The 23,118-nt window shown below is 44.1% G+C and carries 23 protein-coding genes; 10 read left to right on the forward strand and 13 right to left on the reverse strand.

Features of this window, described 5'->3' with window-relative positions:
- Positions 1 to 27: 27 nt before the first annotated feature.
- The 6 genes from AACR09_RS14225 to AACR09_RS14250 form a co-directional block, all read right to left on the reverse strand.
- Positions 28 to 810 (reverse strand): heme ABC transporter ATP-binding protein, encoded by a 783-nt coding sequence (locus AACR09_RS14225; protein WP_193835234.1) that lies wholly within the window; start codon positions 808 to 810, stop codon positions 28 to 30.
- On the reverse strand, positions 810 to 1,847 hold the full coding sequence (locus AACR09_RS14230) for a FecCD family ABC transporter permease (RefSeq protein WP_193835235.1): 1,038 nt from the start codon (positions 1,845 to 1,847) through the stop codon (positions 810 to 812). The genes AACR09_RS14225 and AACR09_RS14230 overlap by 1 nt, the downstream gene beginning before the upstream one ends.
- Positions 1,848 to 1,991: 144 nt before the next feature.
- Positions 1,992 to 2,882, reverse strand: coding sequence for a heme/hemin ABC transporter substrate-binding protein (locus AACR09_RS14235; protein WP_193835236.1), 891 nt, complete (start codon positions 2,880 to 2,882; stop codon positions 1,992 to 1,994).
- Positions 2,883 to 3,050: 168 nt separating this feature from the next.
- Positions 3,051 to 3,464, reverse strand: a complete 414-nt coding sequence (locus AACR09_RS14240) for an ExbD/TolR family protein (protein ID WP_017077389.1) — start codon at positions 3,462 to 3,464, stop codon at positions 3,051 to 3,053.
- A complete protein-coding gene (locus AACR09_RS14245) occupies positions 3,461 to 4,162 on the reverse strand; it encodes a MotA/TolQ/ExbB proton channel family protein (protein WP_017087354.1) in 702 nt (233 codons plus the stop codon). Before AACR09_RS14245 ends, AACR09_RS14240 begins: the two co-directional genes overlap by 4 nt.
- A gap of 2 nt (positions 4,163 to 4,164) precedes the next feature.
- The gene (locus tag AACR09_RS14250) at positions 4,165 to 4,974 is read right to left on the reverse strand and encodes an energy transducer TonB (RefSeq protein ID WP_108194313.1); all 810 of its coding nucleotides are present in this window, start codon (positions 4,972 to 4,974) and stop codon (positions 4,165 to 4,167) included.
- A 160-nt stretch (positions 4,975 to 5,134) separates the two neighbouring features.
- Between AACR09_RS14250 and hutW the strand changes: the two genes are divergently transcribed.
- From hutW to AACR09_RS14270, 4 genes are all read left to right on the forward strand, one after another.
- A complete protein-coding gene (hutW, locus tag AACR09_RS14255; protein ID WP_193835237.1) occupies positions 5,135 to 6,544 on the forward strand; it encodes a heme anaerobic degradation radical SAM methyltransferase ChuW/HutW in 1,410 nt (469 codons plus the stop codon).
- Positions 6,545 to 6,602: 58 nt separating this feature from the next.
- Positions 6,603 to 7,124, forward strand: a complete 522-nt coding sequence (hutX, locus tag AACR09_RS14260) for a heme utilization cystosolic carrier protein HutX (RefSeq protein WP_029405101.1) — start codon at positions 6,603 to 6,605, stop codon at positions 7,122 to 7,124.
- A 155-nt stretch (positions 7,125 to 7,279) separates the two neighbouring features.
- Positions 7,280 to 7,810 (forward strand): heme utilization protein HutZ, encoded by a 531-nt coding sequence (hutZ, locus tag AACR09_RS14265; protein ID WP_004731858.1) that lies wholly within the window; start codon positions 7,280 to 7,282, stop codon positions 7,808 to 7,810.
- Positions 7,811 to 7,923: 113 nt separating this feature from the next.
- Positions 7,924 to 8,466, forward strand: coding sequence for an ATP:cob(I)alamin adenosyltransferase (locus AACR09_RS14270; protein ID WP_193835238.1), 543 nt, complete (start codon positions 7,924 to 7,926; stop codon positions 8,464 to 8,466).
- A 124-nt stretch (positions 8,467 to 8,590) separates the two neighbouring features.
- Here AACR09_RS14270 and AACR09_RS14275 read toward each other — a convergent pair whose 3' ends face one another.
- Complete coding sequence (locus AACR09_RS14275; RefSeq protein ID WP_004731853.1) at positions 8,591 to 9,505, reverse strand: chemotaxis protein; 915 nt, start codon at positions 9,503 to 9,505, stop codon at positions 8,591 to 8,593.
- Positions 9,506 to 9,785: 280 nt separating this feature from the next.
- Between AACR09_RS14275 and ppiC the strand changes: the two genes are divergently transcribed.
- Positions 9,786 to 10,064 (forward strand): peptidylprolyl isomerase PpiC, encoded by a 279-nt coding sequence (gene ppiC, locus AACR09_RS14280; RefSeq protein ID WP_004731852.1) that lies wholly within the window; start codon positions 9,786 to 9,788, stop codon positions 10,062 to 10,064.
- 283 nt (positions 10,065 to 10,347) lie between these two features.
- Complete coding sequence (locus tag AACR09_RS14285; protein ID WP_032546436.1) at positions 10,348 to 11,733, forward strand: alpha-amylase family glycosyl hydrolase; 1,386 nt, start codon at positions 10,348 to 10,350, stop codon at positions 11,731 to 11,733.
- A 168-nt stretch (positions 11,734 to 11,901) separates the two neighbouring features.
- Here AACR09_RS14285 and AACR09_RS14290 read toward each other — a convergent pair whose 3' ends face one another.
- The 4 genes from AACR09_RS14290 to AACR09_RS14305 form a co-directional block, all read right to left on the reverse strand.
- Positions 11,902 to 13,773 carry a methyl-accepting chemotaxis protein gene (locus tag AACR09_RS14290; RefSeq protein WP_193835239.1) on the reverse strand — a complete coding sequence of 624 codons (1,872 nt, stop codon included), beginning with the start codon at positions 13,771 to 13,773 and terminating at the stop codon, positions 11,902 to 11,904.
- Positions 13,774 to 14,230: 457 nt separating this feature from the next.
- Positions 14,231 to 15,601 carry a YjiH family protein gene (locus AACR09_RS14295; RefSeq protein ID WP_004731847.1) on the reverse strand — a complete coding sequence of 457 codons (1,371 nt, stop codon included), beginning with the start codon at positions 15,599 to 15,601 and terminating at the stop codon, positions 14,231 to 14,233.
- Positions 15,602 to 15,830: 229 nt separating this feature from the next.
- The gene (locus tag AACR09_RS14300; protein ID WP_004731845.1) at positions 15,831 to 16,505 is read right to left on the reverse strand and encodes a YoaK family protein; all 675 of its coding nucleotides are present in this window, start codon (positions 16,503 to 16,505) and stop codon (positions 15,831 to 15,833) included.
- Between the two features lie 150 nt (positions 16,506 to 16,655).
- A complete protein-coding gene (locus tag AACR09_RS14305) occupies positions 16,656 to 17,138 on the reverse strand; it encodes a GFA family protein (protein WP_181257916.1) in 483 nt (160 codons plus the stop codon).
- Positions 17,139 to 17,170: 32 nt separating this feature from the next.
- Between AACR09_RS14305 and AACR09_RS14310 the strand changes: the two genes are divergently transcribed.
- From AACR09_RS14310 to AACR09_RS14320, 3 genes are all read left to right on the forward strand, one after another.
- Positions 17,171 to 17,824: a hypothetical protein gene (locus tag AACR09_RS14310; protein ID WP_193835240.1), complete on the forward strand. Its 654-nt coding sequence runs from the start codon at positions 17,171 to 17,173 to the stop codon at positions 17,822 to 17,824.
- A 126-nt stretch (positions 17,825 to 17,950) separates the two neighbouring features.
- The gene (locus tag AACR09_RS14315; RefSeq protein ID WP_009845720.1) at positions 17,951 to 18,250 is read left to right on the forward strand and encodes an isoamylase early set domain-containing protein; all 300 of its coding nucleotides are present in this window, start codon (positions 17,951 to 17,953) and stop codon (positions 18,248 to 18,250) included.
- A gap of 223 nt (positions 18,251 to 18,473) precedes the next feature.
- Positions 18,474 to 19,766, forward strand: coding sequence for a peptidoglycan DD-metalloendopeptidase family protein (locus AACR09_RS14320; RefSeq protein WP_017077403.1), 1,293 nt, complete (start codon positions 18,474 to 18,476; stop codon positions 19,764 to 19,766).
- A 122-nt stretch (positions 19,767 to 19,888) separates the two neighbouring features.
- Here the strand turns inward: AACR09_RS14320 and AACR09_RS14325 are convergent, their stop codons facing one another.
- Positions 19,889 to 21,727, reverse strand: coding sequence for a putative bifunctional diguanylate cyclase/phosphodiesterase (locus AACR09_RS14325; protein WP_193835241.1), 1,839 nt, complete (start codon positions 21,725 to 21,727; stop codon positions 19,889 to 19,891).
- Between the two features lie 131 nt (positions 21,728 to 21,858).
- Positions 21,859 to 22,755 carry a LysR family transcriptional regulator gene (locus AACR09_RS14330; protein ID WP_193835242.1) on the reverse strand — a complete coding sequence of 299 codons (897 nt, stop codon included), beginning with the start codon at positions 22,753 to 22,755 and terminating at the stop codon, positions 21,859 to 21,861.
- Between the two features lie 108 nt (positions 22,756 to 22,863).
- Between AACR09_RS14330 and AACR09_RS14335 the strand changes: the two genes are divergently transcribed.
- The coding region (locus tag AACR09_RS14335) for an MFS transporter (protein ID WP_228010603.1) at positions 22,864 to 23,118 on the forward strand (255 nt) is incomplete at its 3' end.

The raw sequence follows: 23,118 nt of genomic DNA on the forward strand, positions 1-23,118 counted from the left end.
TCTAAATGCGCCAGTTTTTGATTGTGTTTATTGTGCGGGATGAACCTGAGGGAAGCTCATGGTTGGGTGTTTTTCGACGATACTCTTGTATCCGTATACGTCTTCAATCATTGACGGCTTTAGCGCCTCCCAAGGACTTCCATCGCAAACTAAGTGTCCATCCTTCAATACCACTAATCGGTCGGAGTATTGAGCGGCTAGGTTTAAGTCATGCAAAACTACGATAACCGCGGCATTGTGGTTGTCGGCTAACTCTCTCGCGATCTTTAAGGTGTTGTGCTGGTGGGCAAGATCCAGTGCTGATGTGGGTTCATCAAGCATCAAGATACATTGGTCACCAGAATAGTGAAGCTGGGTTAGCACTCGAGCCAAATGAACACGCTGTTTTTCACCGCCGGATAGCGAAGGGTAGAGCCTTTCATTCAGGTGAGTCACATCGGCAACATCCATTTTTTGACTAGCGATGTTGGTGAGGTTCTTGTTGGACTCTTGCAGAGGAATACCACCAAGCTCGACAACTTCATGTGCCAAAAATGGGAAGGTCAACGTACTGTGCTGAGGTAGCATAGCCAGGTGCTTCGCCAATTTTTGAGAAGGCCATTTGTCTTTGGTGTGTCCAAAATATTGGATATCACCGTTGCTTGATATCTCTTGGCACAAGGCTTTAAGTAACGTGCTTTTTCCTGCGCCATTTGGCCCAAGCAGTGTGGTTACCTTTCCTGCCTCAATCTCAATAGAAACGCCATCTAATATTACTTTGCTGCCGAACTTCACTTCGATATCGGTCGCTCTTAATGCTGAAGGAAACATTAAAGGATTCTCCCTTTCTGTTGAAATAGTAGATACAAGAAGAAGGGAGCGCCGATGATCGCGGTGACAATACCTACAGGCAATTCTGCTGGTGCCAGTACCACACGAGAGAACATGTCTGCGGCTGTTAGCAATAGTGCGCCTAGTACTGCTGACAATGGCAAAAGAACTCGGTGATCTGGGCCTGCCAACATACGACCTAAATGAGGGATAACGAGTCCGATGAATCCGATCATGCCAGACAGGCTCACTGTGATACCAACGCCTGCAGCAGTGAGTAGAATGAGCTTTCGTTTGAGTTTTTGTACTGGAATGCCAAGGTGTTGCGCTTCTGACTCACCTAAGAGCAGGGCATTCAGTGACATCGCTTGACGGTAAAAAACAATAAACAGTGCTACGAGCGTAACAGCAGCAAGCAAAATGCCTGACCACTTCGCTCCTGCTAGTGAACCCATCGACCATAATGAAAGATCACGCAGCATTTGGTCATCAGCGATGAAGTTCAAGAACCCAATACCAGCCCCAGAGAGCGCACTGATCGCCACACCCGCCAACAACATGATGGTGACAGAAGTGCCGAACTTACCCGTGCCTAGTTTATAGACTAAGAGTGTGGTTAAAGCGCCACCTAAAAAGGCAAACACAGGAACGGCCGCAAAATTCATGAAGGCCGGGTATTGCGATGAGAGTTCAGAGAAAAGAACAATAGCCAACGCTGCACCTAATGCCGCGCCTGCAGAGACACCGATGATCCCCGGCTCAGCAAGCGGGTTGCGGAATAGCCCCTGCATAACCGCACCACATAACGCGAGAATCGCGCCGATTAGCATGCACAAAATAGTTCTAGGTAAGCGAATCTCTTGAATCACTAAATTGATGTGTGGGGCTAAATCATTGTTTGGTTGGAGTAAGCTCGCTGCACTGTCAGCCAAGCTAATGTTCATTGGCCCAACGGTAATTGAGAACAGTGCGACGAAGACTAGGGTAGCCCCTAGGCCTAACATCGATGTTTTCAGTGGGACGGATCGTAGCAACATAAAGGGCCTCAATGTCCATCGCTAGCTTCAATATCCATCACCAACATTGCGGAAAAGCGGGTAGGTAATGGAAACTGAGCTAGCAACAGTAAGAATAGGGTGGTCGAGTTATAGCGGGTAGATAAGTTATAACGGATAGATAAGTTATAACGGATAGATAAGAGCGTTTAATCGCTTGGCTTCTGAAAGGCTTTCGAGGCCAAGTCCGCCGACTAATGCACTGCCTTTTACGGTAATGATTTGTTTGTTCATGCCAGCAGGAGTCGCTGCTAACATAGGCAGCGATTTAAGAATGGCGTCAGCGCCGCCCATTTTTTGGTAGCTGCGGCCACTCACCAAGATGACATCAGGCTGCATTTCAACGAGTGATTCCATCGATAGTGGTTTGTAAGACGTCAGGCTTTTAGCCGCAGGGTTTACACCGCCAGCCAATTCAATGATCGCGTTTGGTGACGTTTCACCGCCAGCAACGTTCGCCGGGCGACCTTCATGTAATAATAAGAACAGAACTTTCTTCGCTTCGTTGTTGGGTACTTGGTTTGCTTTTAGTGCTGCAATCTTCTTATTTACTTCAGCTTTGACTTGCTGTGAGTGAGCTTCGGTGTGGGTAATTTTTGCGATTTGGTCGATACGCTTTAATAACCCCTCAACGTTTGCTTCGGTATTGACGATCTCGACATCGACACCGGCAGATTTCAATTGAGAAATCGCGTTGTCAGGTCCCATTTCATCTGAGCCAATTAGTGTCGTTGGCTCTAAAGCAATCAAGCCTTCTGCTGAAAGGTTTCGGTGGTAACCAATCTTCGGCAGGTTCTCTGCTTGAGGGAAATGGCTGGTCACATCAATCGCCACTAACTGCTCTTCAGCACCTAGAGCTAAAACCAATTCGGTCACAGCACTGCCCGCACTGATGATTCGAGGTAGCTCAGCGTCGTTAGCATTGGCGATAGGTGCTGTTAGTACCAAACTCATTGCAGCGATTGCGAGTAAGTTTTTGTTATTATTTAATTTGTTGAGCATTTTTAAGTCTTTCATAATAATTTCTTTATACTTTCTTCTGATGGAGAGTAATCGCGAAGATACTCAGTGAGCAGTCCGTTCGCATGTTGAGTTCGAATCGATAGAAGTTTGGTTTGAGTACTCAACCAGTACATAGCCAAACCTTATAAAAGGTGTTAGGTCTCATGAAAATTGAGAGTTGTTTTAGCCATCTTCAGTGAGCAATTGAGTCGCTGGTATTCCGTTCTCTTGAAGGAAAGACAGCAATTTCACTAGGTTCTCAACGTTGGCGGCTTTATCTGCACCAATGATGATCGGCTTCTTGTCTGATGTGCCTGTTTCTTCTAGCAATGCAATCTTGAAGTTTTCCCAGTCGATGTACTCTTGGCCGTTAATCGCCCAGTAGGGTTCGTGATCTAAGATATTGACGCTAATCGAATCTTTATGAACTTCAGAAACGTTCTTAATATCAGAGCTCGGCAGTTCGACTTCTAATGACTCCAACTTCACCGATGCTGTCAGCAGCAGGAAAACCATCACGATAAAAATGATGTCGAGCAGCGGTGTTAAGTCCGGAGCTAAACTTTGTGTTTGAGATGAGTGGGGCGTTTTAATCATGCTTGTCTCGCATCACCGACAGCGACTTTGTTTAATGATGAATCTTTAGTTTCGTCAGACTGATTAGTTTGAATCGACATGCCTTCTAACCACACATTCACATAATTCAAAGTATGTTCTAGCTGCGCCAAAACCCTATCGGCCCAAAGTCCAAGCAGTTGAGACCCTGAGATCGCAGGCAGTGCAATCATCAAACCTGCAGCTGTGGTTCTCATTGCTAAGCCAAGGCCGTCAGCTAGATCGTTAGGTGTAATACTTCCGGTGGTAGCAGCTACACCTTTGAACATCTCAATAAGACCAAGCACCGTACCAAGCAAGCCAATTAGTGGACTGATCACGCCGATTAAACCAAGCAATCTTAAACCTGCATGCAGCTGGTGGCGTTTTTCTTGTAGCCAGATGCCTGCCGCATCTTCACGTAGTCCTTTCGAAAAAGAGTGGTGAGCAAGCAACATCGAGACGCCCTTGTACAGCAGCGGTCGTTTACCAGAAATAGACTGAGCGAGAGCCTCAATCTCTTTGCTGTTGGTTGGTGATATTTGATTGAGCTCGCGACGAATGGCGCGTTTGCCAACACCAATGCTTAACATCACTTGGAAGACACGTTCAGCGATGATCATTGCGGTTAATGCTGAACAGATAAGAAGAGGCCAAGTCATTAAGCCAAGTTGATCTTGTAAGTAACTGATTTGTTGCATGATTATTCCAACCTAAAACGAACAGGTAGTTGTACTCGGTGAGCAATCGCTCGACCATTGACAGTGTGGGGTGAGAACTTCCATTTTTTAATGGCGTCTAAAGCGGCGTTGTCGAGTATTAGTACGCCTGATGAATTTACTAATGCTTGCTTAATTTGTTTGCCTTCCGCGTCTAACCAGACCTCATAAATTGCGACCCCTTCAATACCACGACGTCTTGCCTGTCGAGGGTAAGTCGGGGGAGTAGGAGGAGCTGAAAACGAAGGCTTAGTGACTAGCACAGGCTCTTGGTTTGATACGCCTTGGTTTACTTGCTGAGGTTGGTTGGCAGACTCGGCCAGATTTCTATCGACTTTCTTATCGGCCAGTTTTTCTGGTTGAGGCGTTGGTTTGGACTTTGGTTCTGGGCGTTCTTTCTTAACGACCTTTTTCTGAGTCACTGGTTTCTTTTTAATCGGCTTCTTCTCGACTCTCTTTTCAACAACCTTTTTCTCTACTTTCTTGGGTTGAGGCTTATTGGTGATCGCTTTTTTCTTTGGTGTCGGTTTGGCTTGCTTTGGCTCAACGGCCTTGGGTTCGACAGGTTCAGCTTGTGAGACCGTTTCTTTGATTAGTTTTGGTTCAACCGGCTCTGTGATGGTTTTTTGTTGAGCTGGAGAAGGCGTGCTCTTGGGAGTGAAGTTGATCGATACCGTGTTCGATTGGCTACCTGCAGGCATCGCGAATACTTTGGATTCTTGAGCGACAAATAATAGCGCCGCATGAATAACTAACGATGCACCGCCTGCAATAACATATCTAGGAACGTTCACACTCAATCCTTTACCAAATCCAAAATCTGTATCGGATTATTGCTTAGAATCTAAATAAGATCAATTATCAATTGCATTATCATTTGCGTCTATTTATGATTATTTCAGTTTTAGCGAATAGTCTTCCAGACTTTGCTATGTAAGTGTTTAGAGAGATTATATGAGTCTTAATATCTATAAGTATGACGAATCAATCTTGGGTGTTTCTAGCCCTGATCCGCTTCGTTTTGCGTTTGCTAAAAAGCATTCTGCCCATGCCGGAGGAAGTTCAATACCGGTCGACCCGAGCAAGAAGTTGGAGCTCTTTGATGAACTGATGCTGAGTGAAGGGAAGAAACAGGATAAGCGCTGCTTGTATATCCATATTCCTTTTTGTCGCGTGCGTTGTACGTTCTGCAATTTCTTCCAAAATGCCGCCAGCCGTAAATTAGTGGATGAGTATTTTGATGCGCTGATGGTTGAGCTAAAGCAAAAAGCCAAAACGCCTTGGGCTCAGTCTGGATTATTTCACGCCGTCTACATTGGTGGCGGAACACCTACCGATTTGTCTCCTCAACAAGTAGAGCAGTTAGGCAAGGCTATTCGCCAATATTTCCCACTAGCAAACGATGTGGAAATGACCTTGGAAGGACGCATCAATCGCTTTGGCGACGAGATGTTTGATCGTGCGCTTGAAGGTGGTTTCAATCGCTTCTCATTCGGAATTCAAAGTTTTAACACTCAGGTTCGACGCAGCGCCAAGCGCTTAGATGACCGTGAAGTGGTGTTGGAACGTATCAGTGCTTTGAGCCGTACCGAGCAAGCTCCGATCGTTCTTGATTTGTTATACGGATTACCGCACCAGTCTATGGAAGTGTTCCAACAAGATTTAGAAGACTACATGTCTACTGGCGCACACGGCATTGACCTCTACCAACTGATTGTTTCGGGCAATGCTCCTATGCTGAATCTCGTTGAGAAAGGAAAAATACCACCACCGGCCAATACGCCAGATAAGGCGAGTATGTATTTGGCGGGTGTTGAGTTCATGGCAAAAAATAAGGTCAAGCAACTGAGCGTGAATCACTGGACTCGTGATAATCGAGAACGCAGCATTTACAACAGCTTAGCGAAAACTTATGCCGAAGTTCTACCCATTGGTTGTGGCGCTGGTGGCAACATCGGTGGTCATGGAGTAATGCAACATCGAACTTTAGACAGCTACATGGAGTCTATAAAGCAAGGTCAATTACCTATTGCCATGATGACGAAGCAAAGCTCACTAGAGCCAAGCTTCTCTTCATTGAAGGCAGGTTTTGATTCTGGTGTTGTTAGAAGAAGCACGTTACCGACCTTTATGGGACAAGACACATTCGATTACTTGAAGCCTCTTTTCATGCACTGGGAAAAGAATGGTCTAGTCGAGCTTTCGGAAGATTATTTGAGCCTGACTATCGCGGGTAGTTTTTGGGCGGTAAGCCTAGCGCAGAGTGTAATTCAAGTGCTTAACGCTGAATATCAAGCGATGCACCCAGCGCCGAAAGTGTCAGGTTCGGGCGTTCACCCGCATGCAAGCTTGAAGCACGCTTAATATCGAATTTTTAGTTTATAACTTACGTAAATTACTCGTTTATACGGAAACCTATTCAATGACAGATACAACATTAGAAATGACAGAAACTCTAGAACAAAGCGTAGCTCGAATTTTAGAAGAAGAGCCAAAACTACTGCCAACAGCAATTGCTGAGAAGCTAGGTGTTTCAGAGGTTGAAGTGGTAGCAGCCTTTCCGAACGACATGGCGGTAATGCTAGATGGCAGCCGTGCTCAAGAGATTCTAGAAGGTTTAGTGGGCTGGGGCCCGGTGACCACAATTATGCATTCATTTGGTTCTATCTTTGAAGTAAAAGCGCCATTCCCGAAAGGCAAAGTAGCGCGTGGTTACTACAACTTGATGGGCAAAGAGGGCGAGCTTCATGGTCACCTGAAACTCGACAACATCAAACATGTTGGTTTGGTGAGCAAGGCGTTCATGGGTCGTGAAAGTCATTACTTCGGTTTCTTCAGTGAAACGGGCGAGAACATTTTTAAGATCTACCTAGGCCGCAATGAAAAGCGTGAACTTATTGCCGACCAAGTTGAACGCTTTAAAGCACTAAAAGAACAAGCTTAAGTACAGTCAATAGTAAATAATCAGCAGCAATCATATATAGGGTTGCCAACTGGCTTAAACAAGACATCAATGCTCGAGGATCGTTTAGTTCGCTGATGATCGCTCAACCTCGGGCAAAAATAATAAATCAGAGAAAGTGAAGAAAGGAATTGCCCATGGAACAGCAAGTAAAACAAGAACGTCTACAAGGTCGCCTAGGTCCAGAAATTAAAGAGTTTCGCCAAGAGCGCCGTACCCTTCAACTTGCAACGGTTGATGAAGAAGGTCGCCCGAACGTAAGTTACGCGCCTTTCGTTCAGAACCAAGAAGGTTACTTTGTTCTAATTTCTGATATTGCTCGTCACGCTCGTAACTTGAAGGCTAATCCTCAAGTATCTTTGATGATGATTGAAGACGAAGAGAGCTCGAAGCAGCTTTACGCACGCAAGCGTCTAACGTTTGATGCTCAAGCTAGTGTTGTTGAGCGTGAAACGGAACTTTGGACTCAAGTGATCGGCCAGATGCAAGAACGTTTTGGTGAAATCATTGATGGTTTGAGCCAACTTCAAGACTTCTCTCTATTCAACCTTAAAGCAGAGAACGGCCTATTCGTTAAAGGCTTTGGTCAGGCATACCAAGTGTCTGGCGACGATCTGGTGGATTTCGTTCACCTACAAGAAGGCCACAAAAAAGTATCTAACGAGTAATCTCGTTTAACTGATTTCTTCAGGAGCCCTCCAATGTGAGGGCTTTTTTATGTCTAAATCAAAGAGTTTGATATATTGGCGTTTGATGACTATTTATGTGTAAGGATCGGTACGTGAAACCAGTAAGTCGAGATTGGGACGAGTTCTGTTACCCATTTATCTATGAAGACAGCCCTATCTGTGATTTTGAGATTTTGTCGGATGAACTTTGTTGCCGAGTTGGATTGGTGTTGTCTTTAGAGCTAGAGCCTCAGGTTCGTGAGATCCTGCAACGCTTGCAGTCAAACATCTACCATTTGAATGGCTCTGTGCGCGGTAAGCTTGCCATCACCGAATCTGAATTGGTCGAGCTCAAGCAAGATTATCATTGTATCCGTGAGCAGCTAGAAGGCGGGTTCAAAGGCTTTGTTTTACCCGGTGGGCACCGGGTGTCTAGCGAGCTTCACTTATGTCGCTGTCAGGCTAAAAAAGTCGTGCGAGCCTTGGTGAGTATTGAGCATCATGAAAGCAAAAAGTCGCCAGATCCGATTCTTTTTAAATACGCTAACTTAGTCGCGAACACACTCTATGCATTGGCGTCTTTTACCAATCATGTCAATGAAGTTGAAGAAGTGGAATTTGTGAGTAAGAGTTATTCTATGCCAAAGAAATCTTAAGGAAGAGCTCTATATTGATTCATATCTAATAACTAATCCTTAAGAAGCTAAGAAGCTAAGAAGCTAAGAAGCTAAGAAGCTAAACCATTAAGCATGATGCTAGGTTTAGCTTCCAAAATAGCGTCTAAGCAGCCGTAGATGCTTCGTTTAAGACTTTTGCGCCGCGTAGCATGGCTTCGATTAATTCGCCCGCATTGAACTTCTCAAGCGCTTCATGTGCACCCACCTGATTGGCTCGGTCGACACAGATTTCACTGGACAGTGAGGTATGCAAAATACAGTAGGCATGACTCAGTGCGCTGTCATTTTGTACTTCAAACGCAAGCTCATAGCCATCGAGTCCAGGCATCTCAATATCACTCACGAGAAGATCAATTGCATTGCCAGCGCTGGCTTGGCGACGCATTAGATCGATCGCATCTAAGCCGTTATTACAAATGCTGTAAGGGATGTTGATGCTGTCTAAGGCATCTGATAGCTGTTTCCGCGCGATTAAAGAGTCATCAACCAATAAGATATTCAGCGCTTTGAGACGCTCCCTTTCTACATCGGTCAGCATTGGAATATGTGCGTTTTCATAAGCCGGGTAGATCTTAGAAAGTAATAACTCCACGTCGAGCATTTGCACGATACGATCTTCAAAACGCGTAATACCCGTCACAAACACATTACGACCCACGCTGGCGGGTGGCGATTCAATGCTTTTCCAATCACATTCAATGATTTTATCAATCGAACGAACCAAAAAGGCCACTACTGTTCTTAAACAGTCGGTGACGATGAGCACACAATCTTGGTATTCAGCGGGTGTTATCGGTCGAAAGCCAATCGCTGCAGACATATCAATGACTGGAACGGTAAGATCGCGGATGGTCACAGTCCCAATCACGTGATGATGGGAGTATGGGATTTGAGTCATCGGCTGAAAAGGCACTATTTCTCTTACCTTAAGCGTGCCAATCGCAAAACTTTGAGTAAGGGATAATTTGAACATCAACATTCCCTGTGACTGACTCGCTTTACTGATCGGTTTGGCCATAAGTGGCTCCTACTTAATACGCGCTTAATTTATAAGGATTAATTTAAAGGGAAACAGGGGTGTCGGCAAGTCACTATACGGTTTTTAGGGGCTTTAAGGCAGTTGTTTTCGGTTATAGAGTGAAGATTGACAGTTCTTGGGTTAAAATCACGCTAAACGCGCGCTGTCGATGGTTTTATGTCGACAAGTCGTTAGCGATAAACAGAATTACAACAGTCAGTTCATTAACGATGTTCTAAACCGTCGTAAGTAAACTGACCGCAACACACTGAGAATTATCATGGCAAGAACAGCAGCAGCGCTTCATATTTTGGTGAAGCACAAAGAAGTAGCAGAAGACATCATCAAGCAGCTTAAAAAAGGCGCTAAGTTTCAAACGCTAGCGAAGAAACATTCAACGTGTCCATCTGGTAAAAAGGGCGGCGACCTAGGCGAGTTCAAAAAAGGTCAAATGGTGCCTCAGTTTGATAAGGTTTGTTTCTCTGGCGAGACGCTAGTACCACATCTTGTAAAAACCAAATTTGGCTGGCACGTCGTGAAGGTTCTTTACAGAACTTAGTGATAAATATGTGTTAGATTGAATAAAAGGAGCGTATATACGCTCCTTTTTTGTCACTTTTTTGCGCATTTAAAAGCACTATGGCTGAGTGTTCATCCCAGACGTTATGCGATAATTGGCACTACGCCCTTGACTATCCGCCGTGACTAATCGGTGGGAGGAGGAGGGTTTTTAATGAGTAACTCATATAATAAGTACCATTCTTAAGGAAATTTATGCAGCTTTGCCTTTTAGCCTTTGTATTTATCTAGAAAGCTGTAAACAAGTTTGGTAGGAGAACAACATGGATAGTTCAGCTATGTTAAGCAACCCAGCGACAGATGTGATTTTGCATGCCTTTGACTGGTGCTACGCTGACGTAATGAAGAACGCCCCACTGATCCAAGAGTTGGGTTATAAATCTGTTTTAGTATCACCGGCAATGAAGTCGTTACGCGGACCAAAAGGTTGTGACCGTGATTCTGGCACCCAATGGTGGCAGCGTTATCAACCACAAGATTATCGTGTGATTGATAATCAGCTTGGTGACACGCAAGATTTCACTGCGATGGTGAACACGTTAAAGCAACACGGGCTTCGTACCTATGTTGACGTCGTGTTTAACCACATGGCCAATGAGTCGGGTATCCGTGGCGATTTAACGTATCCAAATCAGCAAGACATGGCGTCTTATCAAGAAGATGCTGACTATTACGAATCTATACGTTTGTTTGGCGATCTTTCTAAGCCTTTATTTGATGAAAACGACTTTGTTGAAGCGTTTGGTATCAAAAACTGGAAAGACACTTGGGAAGTACAGAACGGACGTATTACCGGTGGAGTTAGTGACCCTGGCTTGCCAACGCTGTTAGACAACGACAATGTAGTCGCTCAGCAGAGAGCTTACCTAAAAGCCTTAAAAGAGATTGGCGTGAAAGGGTTTCGTATAGACGCAGCGAAACACATGACACTGTCACATCTACGCAAGGTGTGGACTGATGATATCTGCGAAGAAATGCACATCTTTGGCGAGATCATTACTGATGGTGGTGCGACCAAAGAAGAGTACGAGTTGTTCCTTGAGCCTTACCTCAAACACACTCGCTTAGGCGCTTACGATTTCCCTCTGTTCAACACCATCTTCAAATCCTTTGAAGAGCAGGGCAGCTTTAAATCTCTGATCAACCCTTACTGTTTTGGTCAGGCGTTATCGAATATGCGAGCAATCACTTTTGCCGTCACTCATGATATTCCAAATAATGAAGTATTTTTGGATCACGTAATGGGTGAAGTTGACGAGCGATTAGCTCATGCCTTTATTCTTGGTCGAGACGGCGGTGTGCCGCTTGTTTACAGTGAACTAAGTACCAGCGGCATTCTGGATCAGAACGGTCAGCCTCGTTGGCTTAACGATTGGCAAGCGCCTTACATGAAAAACATGATTCAGTTTCATAACCATGTTCATGGCGAAGCGATGCGTGTGGTTGAGGCAAATGATGATTTGCTGGTGTTTGTCCGTGGCGACAAAGGCATTGTGGTGATCAACAAGTCGAAGCGAAGTAAAACGGCATCCCTGACTTGGACTGGTACAGTAACGGATTTATTGTCTGGTGCAGTGTTTGATTGTGTCGATAAGACGCTAACCATTCAGGTTGAATCTAATCAGTGCATGATGCTGACAACGAACTAATTCGAGCCTGTTATGAGTTAAGTCTGATCGGTTAGAAAGAGAAGTCGAAAAAAGAAAGACCCGTTTACTTGCATCTAGTAAACGGGTCTTTTGTTTTTTAGGTTCTTGGCGGAACGCTGATTAAACTATGTGTTGGTTAAGCTAAGCGCTGATTAACACAAATTTCTGCTAAACCGTAAACTTGTTCAATAGCTCGTCTTGTTGGCGAACATTGTCAGTTTGTACCTGCATTGCCGTGTTTGCTTCTTGAGCCGCGTTGGATACTTGTGTTGAAAGATCTTTGATCTTAACTGTGTTGTTGTTGATCTCTTCCGCTACTAAGCTCTGCTCTTCTGCTGCTGAAGCAATCTGAATGTTCATATCTGAGATACGTTGAATCGCGTCACGGATACGGTCAAGTGAAGAGTTTGCTTGCTGAGCACGTTCTACGGCGTCAGTGGCTGTGTCTTTACTTTGGTTCATCGCGTTCGATACTGAGCTTGCACCCGCTTGGAGTTGCTCGATCATGTTGCGGATTTCAGTGGTCGATTCTTGAGTACGTTGTGCCAGAGTTCGAACTTCGTCGGCTACGACTGCGAAGCCACGACCAGATTCACCAGCACGTGCTGCTTCAATCGCTGCGTTCAATGCGAGTAGGTTAGTTTGGTCTGCAATATCGTTGATCACTTTGAGAATCGTTTCGATGTTGGCTGTTGCTGATTCCAGTACTTGTACTTCTGCAACCGCTTGGTCGATACGTGCTGAAAGGTTATCAATCGCTTGAGTGGTATCACTGACTACAGATGTACCGTCTAGCGTTGCTTCGTCAGCTTCACGGGCTGCTGCTGCTGCGCCTTGAGCGTTATTCGCTACTTCTGTTGCCGTCACCGCCATTTCGTTCATTGCGGTTGCTAACTGCTCTAGTTCCTGCAGTTGCGTATTCATCGCGTTTGCTGATTCGCCTGCGCCTTTAACCGTGATTTCAGTACCACGCTTAATCTCAACACCAATCGCTTTTGATTGAATGATTTGGTTTTGCAGGTTTTCAGTAAAGATATTGAAACCTTTTGCTAGGTCAGAGAACTCTTGGTCTGTGTTGGTATCTAGGCGCTTAGTTAAGTCACCTTGACCGCTCGCCACATCTTGAATTGCTTGGTTAAGCACATCAAGTGGACGCATTAACACACGAATCAGCACAGTCAGTGCAATGATGCTGAGAATAACCGCAATCAACGAGTAGATCATTGAGCTGTTTTTCAAATCTTCAACGGTTTGGTAAGCGATCTCTTCATCAAGGATTGCACCTATGTACCAATCTTCACTTGGGATGTGAGTGAAGTTCACTAGGAACATCTTGCCGTCGACTTCAATTTCTTGAGAGCCTTCACGAATGCTTGCTTGTGGCATGTAGCTTGAAAGCATTTCGCCATTGTTTTTCGCATTCGGGTGAGCAATCGTTGTGCCGTCGGCAGTGACTAGGAATAGGTAGCCAGCATCGAACAAGTTCACTTGGTTTACCAATGTCGCAAGGTTAGTCAATTCTAGGTCGTAGAACATACCTGCCGTGAAGCGGCCGTTGTCTTTGACTGGCGTACCGACAGAGATGATGACTTTTTTACTTGATGCATCCACATAAGGAGCGGTAACAACTAAACTGTTTTTGGATTTAGCATCAATGTACCAAGGGCGAATTCGTGGATCGTAGTCAGGGCCGGCTTCCCAACCGTCATCATTTTCAATGACGAAACCGTTTGCTTCGTAACCAAAGCCAACCGCAAGGAAGCTGCTTTTAAGCTTTGGCTTTTCTAATATTTCTTTTACGTAAGTACGATCTTCAGGGTTGATCTCGATGACTTCAGTCGTCGATTGAGCCAACGCTTTCTTGGCGTTCATCTCTGATTCGACGGTATTTTTAACGCCAGAGACCATTTCTTTCAGGCTTGCATTGACGTGGTTTTCTACAGCACTTCTTACAGTGTAAAGTTGTTGTATTGAAAGCAATGATACTGTCACTAGCAGCAAGGCTGATGATGCAGCAACCACCTTATGGCTAAATTTCATTGAGTTTTCCCCTTCTCACAGACTTTGCGAAGACTAAAGTTAATCGTATTTTTGTAATTATATATATCGACTAGATTGAAATTTACTTGAGTTTAATTTCACAAAATAGACTACAAAAATACAACAACCCACACAATGCAAAATTCACTTATTTACATATTTGCTACTTTTGTTATTTGGTTCAATGAGTTGAAGAATTGGTTTAATCGGAGTGTAAGGGCATTAAGAATGTATTAATTTAGCGTTTATGTGTGTTGTTTTCTATTCTCAGACGAGAAGGAAGGTAAACAGATATGAAATTAAATGATATGCCAATTTTATATATTGGCTTTATTTTTGGCGGGTAGGTGAATGTATTTTAAGCGGGTAGGGAATGTATTTACTGGCAATAAAAAACCCCACAAAAGTGAGGCTTTATAAAATAGTTCTTAATTACGCCATATCAGTAGGGTCTAATTTAGAATATTAGATGTGCTACACCAGCGATAACCGGAAGTGTAATTAACGTACGCAGAATAAAGATAATAAACAGTTCGAGGATGTTCACTGGAATCTTACTGCCTAGAAGCAGAGCGCCTACTTCAGACATGTAGATCAGCTGAGTTACCGACATTGCTGCAATAACAAAGCGAGTCATCTCGTTGTCGATAGAAGCGGCAAGAATCGCAGGAATAAACATATCCGCAAAACCAACAACAATCGTTTCAGATGCTGCAACCGCTTCAGGAACACCAAGTAGCTCTAGGAATGGAATGAAAGGTTGACCTAGGAATGAGAATACTGATGTGTATTCCGCAATAACCAGTGCCATCGTACCAAGGCCCATCACCACAGGCAGTACGCCAAATACCATATCCACGGCGTTACGGATGCCTTCAGCAAATACTGACTTAGCTGACTTAACTTGTGATGCTTTGTTTACTGCTAGCTCAAGACCCCAAGAGAATGTTGAGTGACCTGCAGGGATCGCGTCAGCGTCTTTGTGCGGCTTGCTGCCATCAATGAAGGTGTCTTTCTTCATACTTAGTGGCGGAAGGCGAGGGATGATTACCGCAGCCACAATACCCGCTAGACAGATTGCTGCGTAGAAAGGCAGGAATAGGTGCTCTAGCTCTACTTGAGCAATAACCACAAGACTGAACGTGATAGATACTGCAGAGAAAGTCGTACCAACTACAGCGGCTTCACGCTGCGTGTAGAATTTCTTCTCGTACTGTTTGCTTGTAAGCAGGATACCGACACTGCCGTCACCTAACCAAGAAGCCATACAATCGATAGCACTACGACCTGGCAGGTTGAAGATTGGGCGCATCACTTTACTTAGTAAGGTGCCAAACAATTCTAGCAAACCAAAGTTAAGTAGTAGTGGCAGTAACAAACCAGCAAAGATAAACACTGAAAATAGAGTCGGCAGTAGCCCTTCAAGAACTAAGCCACCGGTGTTCTCTTCCCAAATAAATTCAGGGCCGACTTGGAAGAAAGCCATGAATGCTGCAGCACCACCGATCAGACGAACCAACAACCACAGTGGAGATGGGTTGAAAAGGCCGTTTAAAAATGAGTTCGATGTAATGAATGCAGGCTTGAAAATGGTGCTTAAAACGGAAGCTACAGACATGAAGGCAACGATTGCAGTGATAATAGCAACTAGAGACTCACCGAAAACCGCTTGAATTGATTTGGCTAGAATAGCGACAGGGATCGTTAGATCACCTTGGTAGCTGATTGGTGCCATGAAAAGGAATAAACCAATCAGAGATGGGATTAAGAAAACCCAGAAACTGCCTTTAGATTTCTCTGGTTGAGCAGTATTCGTGTTGTTAGACATGTTAATTGTTCTCGTATTTCTACATGTAAAAAAGCCACATCCTTGGCGTTTTTATTCTCTAAACATCCGTATTTTCTCATTGGCTGCAAGATTACCCAGTATTGATAGTGCTTGCAATACTATTCATCAAATATCGCTAACTATTCACACTGGTTATTCTGCAACTCATTAAGAGTTTAGAATAAAGTGTTGCGGATGTTACGTAACTTGAAGATATATTGCCAGATGTTTATAAATTGACTGGAGTTTCAGTTCGGTAGGTCAGGTAGAGCCAGTAGCTAAATGCGATAATGAAGGCGAAAGAGGCAGGGAAAGCCAGCGCCAAAATTTCAAAGCGCTGGAACAGACAAGCACCGCTTAAACCACCAAACAGAAAGCCAACCACAATGAACATCAGCAGTTTGGCTTTACGACGGTCAAAAGGCATTCCCTTTAAGCGAGCACCAATCATGATCCCAAGATCCGTGATGATCCCGCTCATATGCGTTGTTCGAATGATCGCACCGCTGTAGGTCGTTATCATCGCGTTCTGCAAACCACAGGCTGCTGAAGCGAAGTATTGACCTGAAGTGTAACCCTGTAACAGTGCCCAAAGTGCTAGAAATAGCAATCCCCCTTCAATACACAGAGCAACGCCGTAACGACGCCCTAACTTCAGTGCTTGGTTCTCAATAAAGAACCCGCTGAAGGCTGCACCTAACATAAAGCTCATGATAATCAGTAAAAGATGTAAAGAAGCCGAAGTTGGTGTGAGCAGGCTACTGCCTAATAAAGACATGGTGCCTGAAATGTGGGAGATCGCTTGATGCTGAAAGCCGAGTAAGCCAATCGCATTAACACTGCCAGCAAGGCCTGCGAGTAGCAAAGCGCCGTATTCAACCCAGCGAGGTAGCTTAGAAATCATGTGGTTCACCCTGGGTTAAAAAGAGGAGCAGATTATAACGCTAGCGAAAAGATACGCTAGCGCTGTGGTGCGTTGATATTTGATCTTAGGCAACAGTATTGCAGTTTGTTCTAATGCAGTTGCTTTATCGAGATAAAGCTCAGTAACAGACTAGTTGTAGTGACTCATTTGATGGTCAAATTTGACCCAGCCGTGTTTGCGTTCTTCGTAGACTGAAAAGCTCGGTAGCGGAAAGTCTTGCTCATTAAATAATCCGAGCGGGACGATATAAAAATCGGCAGCAGCAACAGATTGTAAGAGCATGGTGGTGCCACACTTAGGACAAAACTGATAGGTCACTTCACTGCCTTTATCACTGATGCGTGAGAAAGAGGTGACTTCTCCGTTTAATGTGACTTGTTCTATTGGGAATCGAGCCTGAACACCAAACACACTTCCGGTGCGTTTCTGACATTCATAGCAATGGCATACAGAGGTTCGTTGAGGCTCGCCTCTGCATACTAGGTTGACTGCTCCACAGCGGCATTCGCAACTTCTGATATTTCTATCTTTAATATGATTGATATCCATCCATGCTCCACTTCTGGTTAACCCTGTATTGATAATTATACTAAAGCCCTTTATGGTCTGCACAACTGGATGAAAACAAAAGAATATAATTGCTCATGAAAAAGAAAATCTTACCTATACCTCTGATTTTACTGATTCCAATTGTCATGCTGGTTGTGGTGATACTAGCGGGTATTTATCGTTTTAGCTTAAGTGACGAAGAGATCTTGGCGAAGTTTCCTTCTTCTCAAGTCAGTTATGATCCTGTTGTTGAAACCGTTTTTGATTTGAAGACGACCAACCCATGGACAATTAAAGTACCCGAAACCAACGCGTACGCTTTTATTAATGAAGTCGATGAACCTAGAACTATAGCCTTTGGGCGCTATGACTCGGGTGTTGAGCGTGGTGTGGTAACGGTAGACACCAACAACCTTTCAGTCGTCACGTTGGGCAAGGCGAGTTTCTTTGTCGCGCCGATGTGGGTATCTAACCAAGGCAGTGGTGTGTTCTATTATCTTGGCTTGTTTAAACATGACCAGCAGCGAAGCCGTGTCGTGCTAGTCGACCAGCTTTTTCTAGGCGATAGAGTGCAAATTCAGACTTTAGAGGTCGCTCAGCAGCAAGATTTACAATCCGATAGCAAACAAACAGGGGAAGGTTTTATCGGCTTTACTCAGCATTCTGCGGAACAATCATTTGCAGAATCCCCTTCTGAAAAGGTGTTAATGAGCTTTTCTTTTGATACGCAATCAATTGGTAAGCAATAACGTTTTCGTTAATGCAAGGATCTGTTGTTTATGTGAGCTAAATTACATATTATCTTAATTAGATGAATGAAATTTAGACACTCCTTATGCTTGGTGTCTGCCTATTTTTACAAATGGAGCTTGCGAATGATTAATAAACGTTTTTTTAAGACGAAAGATGAAGTTGAAGTGACCTTCGAGCTAGAAGCTCAAGAAGCGAACTCTGTATCCATCGTTGCTGACTTTCTTGATTGGAAAGCCACCCCAATGAAAAAACTGGCCAAAGGGAAGGTTTACAAGTTTAAAACTCGCCTACCTAAAGATGGCGAGTTTCAATTTCGCTATCTAGTTGATGACCAACAATGGGTGAACGATGCGAATGCTGATCGTTATATCCCGAATGAGTTTGGTGAAGACAATTGCTTGGTATCGACGGTTAACGCTTAATCGAGATGACGTAGCGTGAATCAATAGAAAGCAGAAACTAGCCGTTTCTGCTTTTTTATTTGGCGGTTAATATTATTAATCGTGAAGCGGGTTTCCACTTACGGTAACTCAATGACTTAGTCTAAATTGGGCAGATTCACATCATATTATGACAATGCAATGATGATTTATGCGTTTGAAAAGCATATCCTATGCCTTTATATCGTAGAAAGACCTGTTTACCGTGTATTCAAAAATATTTTCCTCTCCGTTTGCTGAGCTTTCACCTGTAAAAAAAGTAGCTATTTTAGGACTGCCACTTATTGCAGCGTTTGGTATTGCTTTGCAATCTTCAGAATCGGATCTGACGAAAACGATCGATCTTGATTTACCTGACTCAACCGTTATTGAGTCAATCCTATCACCTTCTTCTGTCGCGATTATCGAACCGCCGACGTTTGAGTATCAAATTCAAACGGGCGATAACTTGAGTAGCATCTTCACTCAACTTGGATTTTCTTATAAATCGATGATGAGTGTGATGGAAACCGATTTAAACTTCCTTGCCCTAGACACACTTCGTCCAGGTAACACATTACGTTTTTGGCGTGATGAGGCGACGGGCAACCTTTCCAAAATGGAAATTCAATTTAGTGTTGCGGATAAAGCGGTTTACCGACGACTTGAAGATGGCAGCTATGAATTTGAAGACATTTCTATTCCTGGTGAATGGAAACAAAAGCCTTTAGTGGGTGATATTCACGGCAGTTTCTCTATGTCGGCGAACAAGGTTGGCCTGAATAGTCTTGAGATTGACCATATTGTGACGCTTCTTAAAGATAAGTTGAACTTTAGCCGCGACCTGCGCGCTGGCGATCAGTTTGAAGTGCTTCAGAAAGCACAATTTGTTGATGGTGTCGCAACCGGAAAGCGTGAAATCGAAGCGATTAAGATCATGAATCGCAATCGTGTTGTTTCTGCGTACTTACACACTGATGGGCAATATTACGATGCCAATGGCGATAGCTTACAACGTGCTTTCCAACGTTACCCAGTGAGCAGTGGATGGCGTCAGAGTTCTCAGTTTAACCCTAAGCGCTTACACCCTGTAACAGGCCGAGTCTCACCTCACAACGGTACAGATTTCGCGACGCCAATTGGTACGCCAGTTCAAGCGACGGGTGATGGTAAAGTGATCATGACCCGTAAGCACCCATACGCCGGTAACTACGTGGTTATTCAGCACGGTAGCACTTACAAAACACGTTATCTCCATTTGAGTAAGATCTTAGTTCGTAAAGGACAAACGGTATCTCGTGGTCAGCGTATTGGCTTGTCAGGTAAAACGGGCCGAGTGACGGGTGCACACTTGCATTATGAGTTAATCGAACGTGGTCGTCCTGTGAACGCGATGACAGCGAATATTCCGATGGCTGATTCAGTGCCTAAAAAGGAAAAAGCGACGTTCGTAGCGTCAAGAGATGAAGCTGATAAGCTGTTAAAGGTAGCTTTAGAAGCACAATCTAATAACAGTTAATAGATTTCTCTAAATTAGGCCGATTAATCAAGCCGCGAGAGCTTTTCTAAATATTTAAGTATTTAGTCATGCTTCGCGGCTTTTTAGATTTTGGTCTGGCTACTGCTTTATATTTTTAATTTTTATGGGCTTTGAATGAGTGCTTCTGAATGAGTCACTAAACTCACGATAGCTTCAGGTCGCATAGGAGGCGAGTATAGGTATCCTTGGATCTTGTCGCACCCCATATCGTGAAGTTTCTCTAGCTGTTCACGCTTTTCCACACCCTCTGCGACAAGTGATACGTTGAGTCGATGAGCAAGCTGGATGATCAACCAAACAACGCTCTCTGATGTCGAATTGGTGAGTAAATTTTGAATGAAAATGGCATCAATTTTAATGCAGTCAATCGGATAGCTGTGAATGTAATTCAAGCTAGAGTAACCGGTGCCGAAATCGTCTAGCGCAATCGTAAAGCCTTGTTCTCGCAAAAAGTTGAGTGCGTCTTTGGTGTCTTGAGTTGGAGATAGCAATACTGTTTCGGTCAGCTCAATAACAAACTCATCAGCCTTAAAGTGATGCTGTTCAATGGTCCGAGTGAGGTAGGAAATGTAACGCTTAGAGTCGGTAAGCTCATGGGCGGAACAGTTTATTCCGAGCTTAACCTTGTATCCTAAGCCTTGTTCTAATGTCGTTTTAGCTCGGCATACCAGTTCGATAATGCGTTCACCCAGCTCGACAATTAGTCCGGATTCTTCTGCTACCTGTATAAACTCAACTGGGGATATGTCGCCGTGCTTTTCTGTTTTCCAACGAGTGAGTACTTCGAAATACTTCCAACGTTTGTCTTGTTGACCAACAATCGGCTGAGCCACAACATACATTCCGCTATTCAGCGAGATAGAGTTTTCAAGTTCATTTCTCAAGGTCGCAATTAACTCGGTCTTTCTCTGATATCGAGCTCTTAAGTGGGTGTCATAGCACTTGATATGGGTACCCGAATATTGCTTACATTCTTTCAACGCCAAGCTGGTGTTGAAGATGATTTGCTCTACGTCTTTGCTATCTCCGGCTGATCCTGCGATGCCTATGCTGATATCAAAATCGATCCTAAGATCAATACTGTTATACCCCTGTTTTACTTTGGCGACGATTTGTTCACAAATTGCGGTTGGGTCGGCGTAATAGGTGATGAAGGCGAACTCATTTCCTGCCGTTCTAAAGGTGAGGTTATTTTCTGGGAGTGTTCGTCTCAAAATCTCAGCCAGATGTTGCAGTACCTTGTCTCCAACATAGTTGCCGTGAAGATCGTTAATCGCTTTAAAACTATTAATGTCCAGTATTGCTAACGTGAACGGTGTTGAGTTTTGCTGAGTGATTGATTCTAGCGTATCAGATAAGCAACTGCGGTTAAGTAGACCTGTTAAGCTATCGTGTGAGACTTCATAGCTGAGTTGATTGACCAGTTGCTCAGAGCGATCGTTGAACCACATCTCACGTAGGGTGTGGATGATGATATCCGAAAAAAGTTGATGATGTTTAATCGCTTCTTGTTGCTGAGCATTACTCAGTGGGGAAGTAAACGTAGAAAAAAGTACCCCCATGACTTCACCGCTTTGAGTCCGTGTAGGAATCGCAATGGAATTCTGTGAGGTAATCTCTTGCCGAAAGGCAGATGTAGGTAGTGATTTGACAACGTATTGAGCAAATGAGCAATCAGGGTGGTTTTGATTAACGGCTTGCTGATAGATTTGCCCATGACGAGGGTTGATTCTGTCATGCAAGACGTGATCAGAATGAGCAATAACTAAAGGAACAATTTGGTCTGGAAAGTACTTTTTCTCAATGATAGTGGTGTACTTAGTATCGAACATTTGGTGCAGAGTAAGCACTGCTGATTCCAAAAGGTCTATACCTTCCAACTTGAGCAAGCGCCCTATACGCTCAGTGTCTATCATATTGTTGTACGTTTGTTGAGTCATAGCTACCATCCCTAGTTAACCAGATCCAGCGTGTAAGCCTGTGTGTTTAGTTTGTACGCATCTATTTTTATATGCGCTTAGTTTATTATTGGCCGCGTTGTATCATTTTTCAAATTAAGTTGAGACTTATTTCACAAAATCTGGTTATTTCTCTCTTTATCTAGCCTATCTTTCAAATGGTCCAAAAATAACTTAGTTCGCGTATGTGAGTAATCAAGCTTAGGGTAGTACGCGTAAACCATCACTTCGTCGGCGGTAATATTTGGCAATACTGGAACTAATGTCCCTTGTTTAAGATCCTCTTTGATCATTGCTTTGATGGTTAACAGCACACCCATTCCTCGTTTCGCCGCGTGAAACAAAGCCTCAGGGTTGGTGGTCGCAAAGTTGCCGTTCAAAGTGATGCGCTGCCCTTTGGTCAATGTGACTTCACGGGTTGGGCGCTCTCCCCATATTAAAGAGTTGTGTTGTTCTAAGTCTTGCTCGTTGGTGGGATAACCATGTTTGGCAAGATAACTCGGCGCAGCATAGAAACTGGCCTTGTGTTCAAACAGCGGTGTTTTCTTGAAGCTTAACGAGTTGAGCTGTTCCAGTTCACGACTGATCACCAGATCCAAGCCCAGCTCTGGTAATTGCACTGGCGTGGTCGTGATCAGCTGCACCTTAATGTCTGGGTATTTTTCTAAGAAGTCGTCCATGTATTGCACCAGAAACTTAGAGCCAACAGCAATCGTCGCGCCTATCTTTAAGAGGCCTGCCGGGGTTTGGTTAACCGAGCGAGTCTCATCAATAATTGACTGCCAATTGTCGAGTTGATCCTTGGCCCGTAAGTAAAAGAGTGCTCCCGCTTCGGTTTGGTTAATCGAGCGAGTGGTGCGTTTTAAAAGTTGAGTGCCGATACGCTCTTCGAGCCAGTTTACTCTTTTGCTGATTGCCGAGCTGGTGGTGTTAAGTTTGCGAGCGGCGCCATTGAAACTGCCTTCTTCCACTACTCGAACGTAGCTTTTTACGTTGAGAATCCAATCCATATTATTTCCTGTTAGGACTTAATTAAATTCCAATTTGGTTAATTATCAATTACTGGTTTTGAATATAAACTTATATCATGAACAAATATCAAACGAATAGGGAATTTTTTGAGCCAATCGACCTTTAAAAAAACGCCGTTACTTTTAGCAATGATGATTATTGCTACGGGGCAGGTGGGTGTGAGCATCTACTTGCCATCATTGCCGTTAATTGCTTCTGACTTAAGTGTGACTCAGGTAGATGTACAGCTGCTCGTCACGCTGTTTCTGGTGGGTTTTGGCTTGTCTCAGCTATTTTACGGACCGATGTCTGATGCAGTGGGAAGAAGACCTATCTTCTTGTTAGGTCAGGGTGTTTATTTG

Origin of the sequence: Vibrio sp. OPT20 (assembly GCF_963889365.1) — a bacterium.
Classification (GTDB): Bacteria; Pseudomonadota; Gammaproteobacteria; order Enterobacterales; family Vibrionaceae; genus Vibrio; species Vibrio splendidus.